The organism is Sediminibacterium sp. FW305-C-49, from assembly GCF_058231085.1.
Genome location: NZ_JBIQXS010000002.1, coordinates 710,140 through 725,461, shown reverse-complemented (window position 1 = coordinate 725,461; position 15,322 = coordinate 710,140). Strand labels below are relative to the sequence as shown.

The following is a 15,322-nucleotide window of genomic DNA, read 5'->3' as shown; positions in this document are numbered from 1 at the left end:
AAATTGTACGAAACTTAACATTGCTCTCTCCTCTGCTTTTTTATATTTGATGAATTGAAGCATCAATTCTGTCATTTGTGAAGAAACAACTCATTCAACGCGATATAAGCTGGCTTAGTTTTAATGGAAGGGTATTACAGGAAGCCAACGACCCTAGTGTACCCTTGAAAGAAAGGATTCGCTTTCTGGGTATTTTTTCCAATAACACCGATGAATTCTTCCGGGTACGTGTGGCCACTTTAAAACGCATGGTGGAATATGCCGATAAAAGACGGAAGCTGAACATGCATATGGAAGAAGATCCTCAATCCATTATTGACCAAATCCAGACCGTTGTGCTGAACCAGCAAAATGAATTCAACAGGATATGGGAGGGTATTCTGAAAGAACTAAAGAAAGAAAAAATTTTCCTTGTTAACGAAAACCAACTCTCCAAAGAACAGAAACATTTTGTTCGCAACTTCTTTGATGATAAAGTCCGTTCCAACATCATTCCACTGATGATTGAGAGCCTGCCACAACTACCCTACCTGCGCGATAAAAGCATTTACCTGGGTGTCGTGATGCGCAAAAAAAATTCGGCATACAACCAGAAATATGCATTGATTGAAATACCCTCAAAAGATGTTGGTCGTTTTATACAGTTGCCTTCTAAAGCTGGAGAAAACCATATCATTTTGCTGGAAGACGTAATTCGTTATAACCTACCTGAAATATTTACCTATTTCGATTACGATTATTTTGAAGCGCATGTGTTCAAGGTTACAAAAGATGCAGAAATTGATATTGACAATGACGTAAGTACCACTTTTGTGGAAAAAATAGAAAAGGGATTAAAGAACAGACGCAAAGGAAAACCCGTACGTTTTGTTTACGACAAGGAAATGGATGCCGGCTTACTCGAATACCTCATCAGGCGTTTGAGTCTGAACAGGAAGAGTAATATTATTCCGGGTGGACGTATCCATAACTTCAGGCATTTCATGGATTTCCCCGATGTGTTTGGCACTAAAAACACCAGACGTGAACCATTGATACATCCTGCCTTTCATGGTCGTGTCCGGGTAACTGAAATGGTATTGAAAAAAGATGTGATGCTGCATTTCCCCTACCATTCTTTTCATGCCGTGATTGATTTGCTGCGCGAAGCCGCGATGGACCCTGATGTACAATCGATTAAGATTACAGCTTATCGTCTTGCATCCGATTCAAAAGTCATCAATGCATTGATCAACGCTGCCAGAAATGGCAAACAAGTAATTGTAATGCTTGAACTAAAAGCCAGGTTTGATGAAGAAGCCAACCTGGAATGGAAAGATATACTGGAAGAAGAAGGTGTACAGGTATTGCTGGGTGTTCCTAAAATGAAAGTACATGCCAAACTCTGTATCATTAAAAAAAGAAAGGGCAACAAAATCGTTCAGTATGGTTTCGTAAGTACCGGCAACCTGAATGAAAAAACAGCACATGTATATGGCGATCACTGTTTGCTCACTGCCAACAGGATGATCATGGCCGATATCAACCGCATTTTTCATTATCTCGAAAACTGGAAAACGGGTGCTGCTCAATTGAGCCATTGTAAAACATTGATGGTTTGCCCAAACAATATGCGCCGTGAACTGGATGCGCTTATCAATAAAGAAATAAAAGCTGCCAAAGCCGGAAAACCTGCTGGCATAACATTAAAACTCAATTCATTGAGTGATGCGAGGCTGATCGAGAAATTGTATGCAGCAGCAGCAGCAGGGGTAGAAATACAAATGGTCGTCAGAGGTATTTTTTGTGCAGTGATTGACCATAAAAAATTCAAACAGCCCATCAAAGCCGTGAGCATTGTTGATGAATACCTGGAACATGCCCGCGTGCTTATTTTCCATAACGGAGGAAAAGAGAAAATATTTATTTCGAGTGCCGACTGGATGGTGAGAAACCTTGACCATCGTATTGAAGCCGCTGTACCGGTAAATGATCCCGATATCAGGAATGAATTAAAAGAGATTATCCACATTCAATTAAGAGACAACGTGAAGGCCAGGGTGTTGGACAAGGAATTAAGCAACAACTATGTACCTTCCGCAGGTAAAAAGAAGATACGTTCTCAGATTGAGACTTATCATTACCTCCACCGGAAAAACATAGCTAATAGTGAGGCTGGCCGCCATTGATATAGGAAGTAACGCTGCAAGACTACTCATTTCTGAGATCAGTCATGATGCCGAAGGCAAACCAAGATTCAACAAACTCAACCTTGTTCGTGTTCCTTTGCGTTTGGGGTTTGATGTATTTGAAAAGGGTGAAATCTCCAAGGAAAAGAGAGGTATGGTACTTCAGACCATGAAAGCCTATGGTCATCTCATCAATGCTTATGGTGTACAACATACCATTGCCTGTGCCACCAGTGCCATGCGCGATGCGCGTAACAGTGCCGATCTCATCAGAAAAATAAAACTCGAAACAGGGCTGAATATTGAAATCATCAGTGGCGATCTGGAAGCTTCCATTATTTATGAGAACCATGTAGCTGAGAATATGGATACCGACCACAGTTATCTCTACATTGATGTGGGCGGCGGCAGTACCGAGCTTACTTTTTTTGCTGATGACAAGCTGGTATTCAAACAGTCATTCAATATTGGCACTATCCGCCTGCTAAAAGATATGGTGGATGAAATGCACTGGAATGAGATGAAAGACATCATCAAAAACAAAACAAAGGGATTTAAAAAAATCGTGGCCATTGGTACTGGTGGAAATATCAACAAAGTATTTTCACTCAGCAAGAAAAAAGATGGGAAACCTTTGTCCCTTGATTTGCTGAAAGATTATTACAAAGAGATTTCCAGTTTTTCACTGGAAGACCGTATCAATATTTACAAACTAAGAGAAGACCGTGCCGATGTAATTGTACCTGCCCTGCAGATATACATCAATGCCATGCGTTGGGCCGATGCCGATGAAATATACGTCCCTAAAATAGGTCTCGCCGACGGCCTTATCCAGCATCTGTATGGTGAATTACAGAAAAGTTCAGCTAGTTAGGTCTGTGAGTTAAGAGCTTTGGGCGATTGAAAATTACCGGGAGAGTATACCCACTGCTCAAAACCCATGGTACATAGCCGTACCGAATTCATTTTAACAAGCTATTACCTTACACCGAAGGGAATCCTCAAAAAACTGCCTACTTTGCAGTTCTGTTCAAGCTAAAAACAAGCAAATGTCAGTTCAGAAGGAAATCAAGAAAATCACCACCCATACCCTGTTGAAAATGAAGACAGCAGGTGAAAAAATATCCATGATCACCGCTTATGATTATTCATTTGCCCGCTTATTTGACGAAGCAGGTATTGATGTGGTATTGGTGGGCGATAGTGCCAGTAATGTGATGGCTGGACATGAAACAACCGTTCCCATTACGCTGGACCAGATGATCTATCATGCACAATGTGTGGTAAGAGGTATTAACCGTTCATTGGTGGTAGTAGATATGCCCTTTGGTTCCTACCAGTCCAATTCTGATGTTGCCCTTGCTTCTGCCATCCGCATCATGAAAGAAAGCGGCGGGCATTCCATTAAACTGGAAGGCGGTGCAGAAGTACTTGAAAGTATACAGCGTATAGTATCGGCAGGTATTCCGGTAATGGGGCATTTGGGTTTAACGCCTCAGTCGATCTACAAATTTGGTACTTATAATGTTAGGGCGAAAGAAGAAGCTGAAGCTGACAAGCTGAAAAAAGATGCGCTGTTGTTACAGGAAGCAGGTTGTTATGCCATTGTACTCGAGAAAATACCAGCCAGCCTTGCTACGGAAGTAAGTGCCGCATTAAGTATTCCGACCATCGGTATTGGTGCCGGTGCAGGTTGTAACGGGCAGGTACTGGTGATGCACGACATGCTGGGCATCAACAATATGTTCAAACCCCGTTTTTTACGACAATACCTCAATTTACAGGAACAGATACATACCGCTATAACTCAATATATTTCAGACGTTAAAACGGGCGACTTCCCCTCTGAAAAAGAATCGTATTAAGGATTTACCGATGGTTATTGATTGTTCACCCAAAACATTTTTCTAAATTGGTGAGGGAAGGATAGATTTGAATAAGATCAGTGATAGGAAGGCATGTTAGCGGAAAAGTCGATATGCATACTGGTGAGATTTATTTTCGTTCTGGTCTGAAAATATGCTTCTAAACCCGGCATAGAAAACAATACTTGTATTAAACATAAGGTATATTCATTCACACAACTTCAACCACACTTTGCGAAACGATAAAACACTCATAACGATATTCACACACATGGTGGCATGGGCCTGTTTCTTTTTTGTGCCCTATCTTGTTTTCTTCCCCAGGTTAAGGGAATTCAGCATGAGCGATAATATGCTCACCACCATCATCTGTAATAATATTTTCATTGTTCTTTTCTATTATTTCAATACACATGTATTGGTGCCCCGTTTACTCATTAACAAAAAATGGGGCTGGTATATTTTATCCATCGCTGTGTGTCTGGGTGCATTCCTTTTTTTACCAAAAGAAATTGCGAATTTCCTTGTAGAACCTGAGTTTATCAGGCAAAACAATGAATTTATCAGAAACCCTGACTTCAAAGGTGTTCCAAAGTTAACAAGGGCTCCAAGAAGGGCAAGACCTATTGCAGATCCTTACAATACCGTATTATTTCTGCTGGTATTTGCATTTGGCACCTGTATTTCTGTAACGCAACGATGGCTGAAAACAGAAAGAACAAGAAAGGAAACAGAGAACGAAAAACTGAACACAGAATTATCCTTTCTCAAATCGCAGGTAAACCCGCATTTCTTTTTCAATACCTTAAACAATATCTATTCACTGGCTGTGGTAAGAAGTGAAAAAACAGCTCCTGCTGTGATGAAATTATCATCCATCATGCGCTATATACTCACAGAAACAGAACGCGACCTGGTTCCTTTGAGAAACGAGGTAGATTTTATTCATAATTTTATTGAACTACAACAGGTTCGTTTAACAGACAAGGTAAAATTGAACTTTTCTGCTACCGGCGATATTGAAACAATGCTTATTGCACCACTCATCTTTATTCCTTTTGTGGAGAATGCTTTCAAATATGGCGTAAGTACCAAGGAGTCATCCAATATTGATATCACCATTCATACAGAGGGTAATAAAATACTTTTCCATGCCAGCAATAATATTGTTGCTTCTGAAAGTAACCTGATGGAGAATACCGGAATAGGCATCAACAATGTTAAACGCCGGCTTGAACTGATGTATCCCGACAAACATCAGTTAAGCACTACTATTGAGAACAAGACTTATGTCGTAAAACTGGAGATCACAACATGATACACTGTATAGCCATAGATGATGAACCATTAGCACTGCAACTCATTCAGGAGTACTGTGCAAAAATTTCATTCCTGAAACTTGAAAAAACATTTACCAACACCGATGAAGCCATCAGTTACATGCAGGCAAATAAAATAGACCTGCTTTTCCTCGATATACAGATGCCTGATATAACAGGCATACAGTTTTACAAAAATTTACTGGAGAAGCCGCCCGTAATATTCACTACAGCCTATAAAGATTTTGCAGTGGAAGGCTTTAATGTAGATGCGGTCGATTATCTGTTGAAGCCTTTTGAATACGACCGCTTTCTGAAAGCCTGTTACAAGGCCAAAGAATATATTGAGTTTTTAAGTTCACAGGAAGTGCAACTCAATTCACTCTTTATCAAAGTGAATTACGAGATTATGAAGGTGAATCTGAAAGATATTGACCTGATTGAAGCATTGGATGATTATATCAAAATTTACATCAAACCTAATCCTGTGCTTACTTTAATGACGTTAAAAAGCATTCAGGAAAAACTCCCACCCAGAGATTTTGTAAGGGTACATCGCTCCTTCATTATTCCACTCGCAAAAATTGAAAAATTCAGTAAATCAAAAGTCTGGATTGCAGGGAAAGAAATACCTATCGGCAGCAGCTACAGTTCGGTTTATGATCAATTACTGGAAATCTCCAAAACCAAATAAAATTCCCCGATTGAAAGCAGGCACTCACCTATCTGGTCTTGCAATCGGTTAACCTGCATAGTATTTTTATATTGTAAATGCTGAAAGGCGTTTCATGCAGGGTTTTAGATAATAAAAGTATCACAACGTTGTTCTCAACAAGGTGATACTTTTTTATTTCAAACTTACTCCTATCCTCACTGGAAATGATTTCTTTACCTTTGCAGTAAATTAACCTGCATGGATTTTTTACAAATACTCGGTATTCAACCTCAAAATAGCGGCGCTTCAACAGGTACAAACTGGATCAGCAGTCAGGCAGCCATCATCGATTCCTATTCACCCGTTGATGGTAATAAAACAGCCAGCGTTCAGTCGTCAGACCCCAAAGCATACGAAACAGTGATGCAGGCTGCGGTCAACGCATTTCAAAGCTGGCGTATGTGGCCAGCTCCAAAAAGAGGAGAAGTGGTAAGGCAGGTAGGTGAAGCATTACGCCAATACAAAGAACCTTTAGGCAAACTGGTGAGTTATGAAATGGGTAAAAGTCTACAGGAAGGTTATGGCGAAGTGCAGGAAATGATTGATATCTGCGATTTTGCAGTAGGTCTATCCCGGCAGTTGCATGGTCTTACCATGCACAGTGAAAGACCCAAGCACCGCATGTACGAGCAATGGCACCCGATGGGTGTGGTAGGCATTATTTCTGCATTCAACTTCCCCGTAGCCGTATGGAGCTGGAATGCTGCTTTGGCTTGGGTTTGTGGTAACACTACTATCTGGAAGCCCAGTGAAAAAACGCCACTTTGTGGTATTGCGGTACAAAATATTATAGCAGAAGTATTCAAGAAAAATAATGTTCCTGAAGGCGTAAACTGTCTTGTACAAGGCGGAAGAGAAGTGGGTGAATGGTTGAGTAAGGATACAAGGATACCGCTGGTATCTGCTACAGGTTCAACCCGTATGGGTAAACTGGTGGCTGCAACCGTTGGTGCCAGACTTGGCAAAACCATTCTTGAACTGGGGGGTAACAATGCCATTATTATTTCCAAAGAAGCCGATCTGGATATGGCATTGATTGGTTGTGTTTTTGGTGCAGTTGGTACAGCCGGACAACGTTGCACTACTACACGCAGACTCATTATTCATGAATCGGTTTATGAGATATTCAAAGAAAAACTGGTAAAAGCTTATGGGCAACTCAGGATAGGTAATCCATTGGATACCCATAACCATGTAGGCCCATTGATTGATAAAGATGCCGTTGAACTTTACCTGAAATCGATTGACGACTGTAAACAACAGGGAGGAAAATTTATTGTGGAAGGTGGTGTCCTGGAAGGAAAAAATTATGAAAGTGGTTGTTATGTAAAGCCCTGTATTGCTGAAGCTGGTAATCACCTTCCAGTGGTACAACATGAGACTTTTGCACCTATTCTTTATATCATGAAGTATGCAACCATTGAAGAAGCTATTGCATTACAGAACGGAGTTCCGCAAGGACTTTCTTCCGCCATCATGACTTTGAACATGCGCGAATCAGAACAGTTTCTTTCTCATGCTGGCAGCGACTGTGGTATTGCCAATGTAAATATTGGTACCAGTGGTGCAGAAATCGGTGGTGCATTTGGTGGTGAGAAAGAAACCGGCGGTGGACGCGAAAGTGGCAGCGATGCATGGAAAGCATATATGCGCCGACAAACCAATACCATCAACTGGAGCACGCAGTTGCCGCTGGCACAGGGCATTAAATTTGATTTATAATCATCCACTTTTTATCTGAGCAATTGTTATATATACCATCATTTAGTTCATGGAATTAAAAAATGGCATACAAACATTTTACGCCAAAAACCAACAGGCATGGCGGAACTGGCTGAAAAAAAATCACCAGAAGGAAAAATCTGTATGGCTCATTATTTATAAAAAGAATTCTGGTATTCCAAGTGTTTACTATCCGGAAGCAGTAGATGAAGCCCTTTGTTTCGGGTGGATTGACAGTAAACCAAACAAAAAAGACGAAGATAGTTACTACCAGTTTTTTGCCCAGAGGAACCCCAAAAGTAAATGGAGCAAAGTAAACCGCGACAAAGTAGAGCGTCTTATAGCTGCTGGGAAAATGGAACAGGCCGGCCTCTTGGCAATAACAACAGCCCAACAAAATGGAACATGGAATGCATTAGATGACGTTGAAGCCATCACTATTCCCGATGACCTCAAAGCTTTGTTTCAAAAAAATAAAACTGCCTGGAAAAACTTTAACACATTTTCCCGTTCCTCAAAAAGAGGTATACTGGAATGGATTTTAAACGCAAAAAAGGAAGCTACACGCACCAAAAGATTGGAAGAAACAGTTCGGCTCGCCAGTCAAAATATTAAAGCCAATCATCCGAAATAGTAACATTTCAAATACCTCTGCCTGAATCTCACTTCTCATTTCCAAGAAAAAAGAAAAAGTAATTAGTATATTCAGTAATACAATTCTTTCACAATGCCGATACCTGTTACTGAGGCCGTAGATCTACTCAACCGGACCCCACAAATTCTTCGCAATATGCTCGACGGATTACCCGATCAACTGGTACATGCCAATGAAGGTCCCGAAACCTGGTCGCCATTCGATGTGGTTGGTCATCTGATCCATGGAGAGAAGACAGATTGGATACCAAGGCTAAACATTTGTTTATCAGACAGCACAGATAAAACCTTTCAACCCTTCGACCGCTTTGCACAATATGAAGACAGCAAGGGTAAAACATTGCAGGCATTACTCACTATTTTTGAGCAACTGAGAAAAGAAAATATAGTAACATTAAAAGGGATGAATCTATCAAAAGAAGATGACAGGAGAATGGCTATTCATCCGGCATTGGGAGAAGTAACATTGGGGCAATTGCTGACTACCTGGGTTGTACACGACCTAAACCATATCAGCCAGCTATCAAGGATATTGGCTCATCAGTTTAAGGATGATGTGGGACCATGGAAGGCCTACCTGAGGATTGTTCAATAATCATTTAACAGGCTTTGGCACCCAAAATGTTAAGGAAAACTAAAAAAGGTTCTTCCCTGCTTAAAAAACAATTAGGGCATCGCCAAGATTATCCTAAAAAAGAGAACAGCGGTTAAATTTTCATTATCATTACGGAAATTTGTGAGGATAGTAAAAATATACTTTCAATGCTTCGTGGGATACTAAGATTAGTGGCACTGCCACTCGTGATTGTTTCAGGCCATGCATATGCACAGCAAGTACCAAAAACATGGTACCAGATGGATATTGCCAAAGACTCATTCTATGGTATCAGTCTGAATAAGGCCTACGATTTTCTCCGCAACAGCAACAAAAAAGCACAACCTGTTATTGTAGCTGTTCTCGATTCGGGTATCGACACTACACACGAGGACCTGAAACCTATTTTATGGCGCAACCCCAAAGAAATTCCCGGTAATGGAATTGATGATGATGGCAATGGTTATATTGATGATGTATATGGATGGAACTTTCTGGGCAATAAAGACGGCAGAAACATTAAGAAAGCAGCCGATGAACGTTCACGCATTTTTCATCGCTGGAAAAACCAGTTCTCCGACAGGGTACTGAACCCGGAAGAAATGACGGAAAAAGAACGCGACCAGTTTGCACTTTGGAAAAAAGCACTGAACGAACTTAACTTCAGTGCAGAAGAGCAAATGGAGCTCATGTTCGTGGAGGTAACCGCAAAAGCGCTAAAAAAGCACGATAAAATTCTTCGCCAGGAAATGGGTTGCGATGAGTACAATTTCGAAAAATTGGAAAAATTTCAGCCGGTAAGCCGAATGGGTAAAGAAGCCAAAATGGGCTTTCTCACCTGCATGAAAATGATTGGTCTCGATGCAGAAGAAAAAAACACCGTACTGCTTTCTCAGCTCGAAGAATATATTGACGGGAAAAAATCGGTTTTTGAATCAAAAGAAAAAGCCCCAAAAGATTACCGTGCTGAAGTCATCGGAGACAACTATTATAGTCTTGCCGATCGCTTCTATGGCAATGCAGATGTAATGGGGCCAGACCCAGACCACGGCACCCATGTAAGTGGTTTAATTGCTGCTCAGCGAAATAATGGTATTGGTATTGATGGCGTTGCTGATAATGTTCGTATCATGATGCTACGCGTTGTACCCGATGGTGATGAATACGATAAAGATATTGCACTTGCCATCCGTTATGCAGTTGACAATGGCGCCAAAGTAATCAATATGAGTTTTGGTAAATCTTTTTCACCTGAAAAAGCATGGGTCGACAGTGCCATCCGTTATGCGGAAACAAAAGATGTGCTGGTATTACACTCATCGGGCAATGAAGGTGCTAATATTGATGAAAAGGAAGTATTCCCCAATCCCTGGCTAAAACAATGGAACACAGTAGCGGGTAATTTTATTACAGTAGGTGCCAGCAGTGATCCTAAAATCAGCGGAAGCCTCACAGCAGAATTCAGCAATTACGGAAAAGAAAAAGTGGATGTTTTTGCACCCGGTGTAAAAATCTATTCTACCATGCCTGGCGGCAATCAATATGGCAACCAGCAGGGAACGAGTATGTCTACCCCGATTGTAAGTGGTATTGCGGCTTTATTACGTTCTTATTATCCTCACTTATCGGCTATACAGGTAAAAAAGATCATAGAGAAATCTGTCTGGATACCTGACACCACCAACCTATGTTTCAAACCTGGTGCTAAAGCTGATATTGTACCTTTCACAACATTATCCAAAACCGGTGGTATTGTAAATGCTTATAATGCTGTTGTTGCAGCAGAGCAATTTAACAATGCCAACATCAGCCATAACGAGTCTAAACCGGCTGTTGCCAAAAAGCATAAAGCACAATAACATGAGCAGACCACAAGCAGGTGATTTCCCTCCCTATTTTCAAGGATATATTGGTAAAGTAAATGTCGAGTCAGCATCAAAACTGGCAGAACAACATGGAAAAGCATTGGAAGCTTTTTATACAGGTTTGCCCGAAACAAAAGCCGACTATGCGTATGCACCCGGCAAATGGACTTTGAAAGATTTGTTACAACATGTTGTTGATACGGAAAGAATCATGTCGTATCGTTTACTGCGTATTGCACGTAAAGACGAAACACCACTGGCATCTTTTGATGAAAACAGTTATGCCGAAAATGCAAATGCGGCAAACAGGTCTTTTGCCTCCATCAAAGAAGAGTTTCTTGCTGTAAGAAAATCAACAGATCTTCTTTTACAATCGCTTCAGCCAGAACAATTAGCCCATGCAGGTGTGGCCAGTGGAAACAGGATGACAGCCAATGCACTGGCCTATATTATTTTTGGTCATATGCTGCATCATCAGTCTGTTATTGAGGAACGTTACCTGTAATTTTCAGTAGCTGAAATAATCGCATATATCTTCATCACATAGCAGGTTTTTCAGAGATGAGTTATTCAACACCTCTTTGTAATGCATGGCTTTGCCATTTACCCAAATAGTTTGATACACCAGGCGAATACCATGGCTGTAATCAACGTACCAGTTTACATGTCCGGTATATAATGGCTGAATAGGTTGTCCGTTCGATCTATGCCATCCATAAATAGCTACCCTGTCGTTTTTACCATTTGCCCTGAGTTTGGGACTGATCACCACATCTTTCTTTATTCCTGCAATCAATCCCTTCCTACCCTTTCGCTGTCCTTCAATCATCAGGTGATGTTGCCACATGGTCACTGTACTGTCTCTGAATGCAAACATGGGCAAAGGTTCAAGTTTCACGCTGGCATGTTGGTATATATCATTCACCATTTTACGGGTAGGCAGGAAACAATTGTATCGGTCTGCAATCAGTTGTGCTGTTTGTGGTGTCAGCGGAATCCTTGCCCAGTCATCATCATTTCCGATTGAAAGATAATCGGATGTTACATAATAGGTTGCCTTAATGGTTTTGCCTTTTTCATCCTTCATGCGTGTGTGAATGGCTACAAAACGATTTAAAAAAGAAGGCATATTACCGTCCGATAATAATTGTAAAGCCATTGAATCGCGCTGTTTCCATTGAAAAGCAGCAGCGGTATTGTAAAATGAAGAGCCGCCTAATCCATGAATCATCTTCAATGGTGCAACTGTTCTGCATGCCACAAATAAAAAAACAAGAAGGCATAATCGGTACATACCCTAAAAATAAGTCAGTATTGACATAAAAAAAGGAGACCAAATGGTCTCCTTTTGAAAGTATGTTTGTTGATACTATTTTGCATACAAGTGAATCGCTAACTGAACATCATTAGATGGTCCTTTATACAGTACACCAAATGTAGTTCTGTCTACGCTGAAATATGCCTGACCAAAGAATCCTTTTTCGCTTGCGCTGCGGATATTGGCATTGAATTTTACCGGAATGCTTGCACCTTTCAATGAAAGTGTACCATTGATTTCGCAATTGGTATCACTCGTATAATTTACGGTGTTGATGGTATAAGTAGCTTCCGCAAACTTAGCTACATCAAAGAAGTCGGCACTTTTCAGGTGACCTGCCAGGCGATCGCCCGATGCATCGGTTACTTTCAGGTTAGCCAGGTCAATGACAAATGAACCACCTGTTAATTTGCCATTATCTATTTGAACCGATCCACTTTTAAGAGAAAAGCTACCGGTATGAAAATCAGCGGCTTTAGAGCCGATCCAGTCAATGCGGCTTTTTTCGGTAACATTTAAAGTTACTGGAGCTTTTTTCTTCAGTAAAGTGAAAGAAGAAACGCCAATGATCATGGCGGCACTTACCAGGGTAAGGACTAATTTTTTCATGATTTAATTGTTTTACAGTTTTAGAGCGTCATAAAAATAGTAAAATTAATGTTACAACAATAATAATTCTCCATAAATCTGAATGGCTGATTCGCTTATCTTCGCAAAAATTTTTTTCGAGTATGAATCTTCACGAATATCAAGCCAAGGAACTCCTTAAAAAATACAATGTACCTGTGCAGGAAGGTATTGCGGTTGATACAGTAATGGCCGCTGAGGAAGCTTATCGTCAAATTAAGACCCAAACCGGCAATAATTTTGCTGTAATCAAGGCCCAGATACATGCGGGTGGCCGTGGTAAGGGTAAAATTGAGGGTACAGAACAGCGTGGTGTAGCAGTGGCTAAAAGCGTGGAAGATGTGGCCAGTATTGCCAAAAACATACTGGGCGGCACCCTGGTAACCATTCAAACCGGTGCTGCAGGTAAAAAAGTAAACAAAATACTGGTAGCCCAGGATGTGTATTATCCCGGCCCAAATCCCGTTAAAGAATTTTATCTCTCTATCCTGCTCGACCGTGCAAAAGGCATGAATGTAATCATGTACAGCACCGAAGGCGGTATGGATATTGAAGAAGTTGCACATAATACCCCTGAGAAGATTTTCAAAGAATGGGTACACCCCGGTGGTGGCTTACAGGGTTTCCAGGCAAGAAAAATTGCCTTTAACCTCGGATTAAGTGGTGAAGCATTTAAAAGCTGCGTAAAATTCGTGACCAATTTATACAATGCCTATGTTGGGTTAGATTGTGGCATGCTCGAAATCAATCCACTTTTCAAAACCAGTGATGAAAAAATCATTGCGGTGGATTGTAAAATGAATATTGATGATAACGCCCTGATGCGTCACGCTGATACTGCTGCATTGAGAGATGTAACAGAGGAAGACCCTACAGAAGTGGAAGCAGGTCAATACAACCTGAACTTTGTAAAACTGGATGGTAATGTAGGTTGTATGGTAAATGGAGCCGGACTGGCCATGGCCACTATGGACATGATTAAGTTAAGTGGTGGTGAGCCCGCCAACTTTCTGGATGTAGGTGGTACTGCCAATGCACAAACAGTGGAAGCAGGTTTCCGTATCATTATGAAGGATCCCAATGTAAAAGCTATTCTTATCAATATATTTGGTGGTATCGTTCGTTGCGACCGTGTTGCAGCGGGTGTAATTGAAGCTTACAATAAACTGGGTAATATCAATATCCCCATTATTGTTCGTTTACAGGGCACCAATGCTGTTGAAGCAAAAAAACTGATCGATGAAAGTGGATTGAAAGTACAGTCTGCCATCGAATTAAGCGAAGCAGCGGCACTGGTGAAGAAAGCAGTAGCTTAAAATAAATCTAACAAAAAAAAGCCCCGGCATTTTAGCCGGGGCTTTTTTTGTTACAAGCCTCAAGCTGCAAGCTTCAAGCTACAAGTAGTTTTAATACTCTTGAAGCTTGAAGCTTGTGGCTTGTAGCTAGCATCATTCTTTTATACAGTTGAAATTTCAATAAGCCTAACTTCTGTTACGGCACTGAAGGAATAACGAAGCCCGCTTTTTACTTCCACACACTCAAATCTTTTTCTTCGAAGTGCTCCTTTCATAAAAACACGGCCATTCTCTGTTTGGAATAATTTTCCTGCAGGAATTTCTGCCACAGGTATCAGTCCGGTTTGCTTTGTATTGTATTTACGAAGTACCAGTAATAAATCTGTTTCCCCATTGGCCGTAGCAGCCGGGTTCATGATGGAGCGTTTTAGTGCTATACTGATGTCTTCAGGAAACACGCCCATTCTTACAAAATCGACAAGTAAAGTGCTGTAAAAACTCTTCCATTCCAGTCCATGTGCTTCTACCCTATGTTTGTATTGTTCGAATGTTAGCAGATGGGCAAGTTCATGTAGTAAAGTAATAAGGAACTCATATTTGTTGAGGTCTCCATTAACCGTTATTCGATGGTTTTTGCCAATTCCGGCATGCCTGTAATCGCCCAGCACTGATTTTCTTTTTTTAGTGATGGTAAGATGTACTTTGTATCGCTGGATATATGCGACCACCTGTTCAAAGCTACCTTCGGGGAGAAATGCAGCCAAAGCCTGCATCGGGTGTTCAGCTTTGGGCATTCTTTTTAGGGTTCTGCTTCAGAAATAAACGTACTTCCAGCCAGGTATAAATAAAATACAAACCCAGCGAAACATAGATCGACAGGTTGCTTTTATCCTTTCCTGCAATGGAAATATAAATGAGCAAGGCTGTGGCAAAACCAATGAGTTTAATACCCATTCCTGCCATTACGGCCCTTACAATAGCATTGGGGTTTTTATTGGATGAGGCTTTGATCTGTAAGAGCAAACCGATCAGTGTAAACAAAAACAAAAGAATATTAGCAACAGTAACAACTTCAAATTGAATACCGGCAGCCCCTAACTTTTCTTTACCTAAAAGCACGAGTATATTGATACCCAGGAAAAGAAACAATAAAGGTTTAATGGTTTGTGTCATAAACTG

Annotated in this window: 15 protein-coding genes; 11 read left to right on the top strand and 4 right to left on the bottom strand. The window is 40.8% G+C overall.

Going from position 1 to position 15,322, the window contains the following annotated elements; genetic code table 11:
- Window positions 1-77 precede the first annotated feature (77 nt).
- From ppk1 to ACH3Z1_RS10555, 10 genes are all read left to right on the top strand, one after another.
- Entirely contained in the window at window positions 78-2,168 is a 2,091-nt protein-coding gene (gene ppk1 / locus ACH3Z1_RS10600; protein ID WP_490821924.1) for a polyphosphate kinase 1, read from the top strand.
- Window positions 2,149-3,042: a Ppx/GppA phosphatase family protein gene (locus tag ACH3Z1_RS10595; protein WP_490821923.1), complete on the top strand. Its 894-nt coding sequence runs from the start codon at window positions 2,149-2,151 to the stop codon at window positions 3,040-3,042. Before ppk1 ends, ACH3Z1_RS10595 begins: the two co-directional genes overlap by 20 nt.
- A gap of 175 nt (window positions 3,043-3,217) precedes the next feature.
- Window positions 3,218-4,033 (top strand): 3-methyl-2-oxobutanoate hydroxymethyltransferase, encoded by an 816-nt coding sequence (panB, locus tag ACH3Z1_RS10590; protein ID WP_490821922.1) that lies wholly within the window; start codon window positions 3,218-3,220, stop codon window positions 4,031-4,033.
- A 232-nt stretch (window positions 4,034-4,265) separates the two neighbouring features.
- Window positions 4,266-5,351 (top strand): sensor histidine kinase, encoded by a 1,086-nt coding sequence (locus tag ACH3Z1_RS10585; RefSeq protein WP_490821921.1) that lies wholly within the window; start codon window positions 4,266-4,268, stop codon window positions 5,349-5,351.
- Window positions 5,348-6,046, top strand: coding sequence for a LytR/AlgR family response regulator transcription factor (locus ACH3Z1_RS10580; protein WP_490821920.1), 699 nt, complete (start codon window positions 5,348-5,350; stop codon window positions 6,044-6,046). Before ACH3Z1_RS10585 ends, ACH3Z1_RS10580 begins: the two co-directional genes overlap by 4 nt.
- Window positions 6,047-6,265: 219 nt before the next feature.
- Window positions 6,266-7,789: an L-piperidine-6-carboxylate dehydrogenase gene (amaB, locus tag ACH3Z1_RS10575; RefSeq protein WP_490821919.1), complete on the top strand. Its 1,524-nt coding sequence runs from the start codon at window positions 6,266-6,268 to the stop codon at window positions 7,787-7,789.
- Window positions 7,790-7,838: 49 nt separating this feature from the next.
- Window positions 7,839-8,423 carry a YdeI/OmpD-associated family protein gene (locus tag ACH3Z1_RS10570; RefSeq protein ID WP_490821917.1) on the top strand — a complete coding sequence of 195 codons (585 nt, stop codon included), beginning with the start codon at window positions 7,839-7,841 and terminating at the stop codon, window positions 8,421-8,423.
- 93 nt (window positions 8,424-8,516) lie between these two features.
- Window positions 8,517-9,038 (top strand): DinB family protein, encoded by a 522-nt coding sequence (locus ACH3Z1_RS10565; RefSeq protein ID WP_490821916.1) that lies wholly within the window; start codon window positions 8,517-8,519, stop codon window positions 9,036-9,038.
- Between the two features lie 167 nt (window positions 9,039-9,205).
- Window positions 9,206-10,897 carry a S8 family peptidase gene (locus ACH3Z1_RS10560; RefSeq protein WP_490821914.1) on the top strand — a complete coding sequence of 564 codons (1,692 nt, stop codon included), beginning with the start codon at window positions 9,206-9,208 and terminating at the stop codon, window positions 10,895-10,897.
- 1 nt (window position 10,898) lies between these two features.
- Window positions 10,899-11,408 carry a DinB family protein gene (locus ACH3Z1_RS10555; protein WP_490821912.1) on the top strand — a complete coding sequence of 170 codons (510 nt, stop codon included), beginning with the start codon at window positions 10,899-10,901 and terminating at the stop codon, window positions 11,406-11,408.
- A 3-nt stretch (window positions 11,409-11,411) separates the two neighbouring features.
- On the opposite strand, the gene ACH3Z1_RS10550 is transcribed toward ACH3Z1_RS10555, so the two are convergent.
- Window positions 11,412-12,197: a hypothetical protein gene (locus ACH3Z1_RS10550; protein ID WP_490821910.1), complete on the bottom strand. Its 786-nt coding sequence runs from the start codon at window positions 12,195-12,197 to the stop codon at window positions 11,412-11,414.
- A gap of 75 nt (window positions 12,198-12,272) precedes the next feature.
- Window positions 12,273-12,830, bottom strand: coding sequence for a YceI family protein (locus ACH3Z1_RS10545; RefSeq protein ID WP_490821908.1), 558 nt, complete (start codon window positions 12,828-12,830; stop codon window positions 12,273-12,275).
- Between the two features lie 122 nt (window positions 12,831-12,952).
- Here ACH3Z1_RS10545 and sucC point away from each other — a divergent pair, with 122 nt between their 5' ends.
- Window positions 12,953-14,164, top strand: a complete 1,212-nt coding sequence (gene sucC, locus ACH3Z1_RS10540) for an ADP-forming succinate--CoA ligase subunit beta (protein ID WP_490821907.1) — start codon at window positions 12,953-12,955, stop codon at window positions 14,162-14,164.
- A 140-nt stretch (window positions 14,165-14,304) separates the two neighbouring features.
- Here sucC and ACH3Z1_RS10535 read toward each other — a convergent pair whose 3' ends face one another.
- Together ACH3Z1_RS10535 and ACH3Z1_RS10530 are read right to left on the bottom strand one after the other, a co-directional pair.
- Complete coding sequence (locus ACH3Z1_RS10535) at window positions 14,305-14,937, bottom strand: SprT-like domain-containing protein (protein ID WP_490821906.1); 633 nt, start codon at window positions 14,935-14,937, stop codon at window positions 14,305-14,307.
- Window positions 14,924-15,316: a hypothetical protein gene (locus ACH3Z1_RS10530; protein ID WP_490821905.1), complete on the bottom strand. Its 393-nt coding sequence runs from the start codon at window positions 15,314-15,316 to the stop codon at window positions 14,924-14,926. The genes ACH3Z1_RS10535 and ACH3Z1_RS10530 overlap by 14 nt, the downstream gene beginning before the upstream one ends.
- Window positions 15,317-15,322: the final 6 nt, after the last annotated feature.

What these genes read in the sequence shown, in the direction of transcription:
- ACH3Z1_RS10570 (WP_490821917.1), top strand. Translation starts at nt 7,839, where the DNA reads ATGGAATTAAAAAATGGCATACAAACATTTTACGCCAAAAACCAACAG.
- ACH3Z1_RS10550 (WP_490821910.1), bottom strand. Translation starts at nt 12,197, where the DNA reads ATGTACCGATTATGCCTTCTTGTTTTTTTATTTGTGGCATGCAGAACA.
- ACH3Z1_RS10580 (WP_490821920.1), top strand. Translation starts at nt 5,348, where the DNA reads ATGATACACTGTATAGCCATAGATGATGAACCATTAGCACTGCAACTC.
- ACH3Z1_RS10545 (WP_490821908.1), bottom strand. Translation starts at nt 12,830, where the DNA reads ATGAAAAAATTAGTCCTTACCCTGGTAAGTGCCGCCATGATCATTGGC.
- ACH3Z1_RS10560 (WP_490821914.1), top strand. Translation starts at nt 9,206, where the DNA reads ATGCTTCGTGGGATACTAAGATTAGTGGCACTGCCACTCGTGATTGTT.
- ACH3Z1_RS10530 (WP_490821905.1), bottom strand. Translation starts at nt 15,316, where the DNA reads ATGACACAAACCATTAAACCTTTATTGTTTCTTTTCCTGGGTATCAAT.
- panB (WP_490821922.1), top strand. Translation starts at nt 3,218, where the DNA reads ATGTCAGTTCAGAAGGAAATCAAGAAAATCACCACCCATACCCTGTTG.
- ACH3Z1_RS10565 (WP_490821916.1), top strand. Translation starts at nt 8,517, where the DNA reads ATGCCGATACCTGTTACTGAGGCCGTAGATCTACTCAACCGGACCCCA.
- sucC (WP_490821907.1), top strand. Translation starts at nt 12,953, where the DNA reads ATGAATCTTCACGAATATCAAGCCAAGGAACTCCTTAAAAAATACAAT.
- amaB (WP_490821919.1), top strand. Translation starts at nt 6,266, where the DNA reads ATGGATTTTTTACAAATACTCGGTATTCAACCTCAAAATAGCGGCGCT.
- ACH3Z1_RS10555 (WP_490821912.1), top strand. Translation starts at nt 10,899, where the DNA reads ATGAGCAGACCACAAGCAGGTGATTTCCCTCCCTATTTTCAAGGATAT.
- ACH3Z1_RS10535 (WP_490821906.1), bottom strand. Translation starts at nt 14,937, where the DNA reads ATGCCCAAAGCTGAACACCCGATGCAGGCTTTGGCTGCATTTCTCCCC.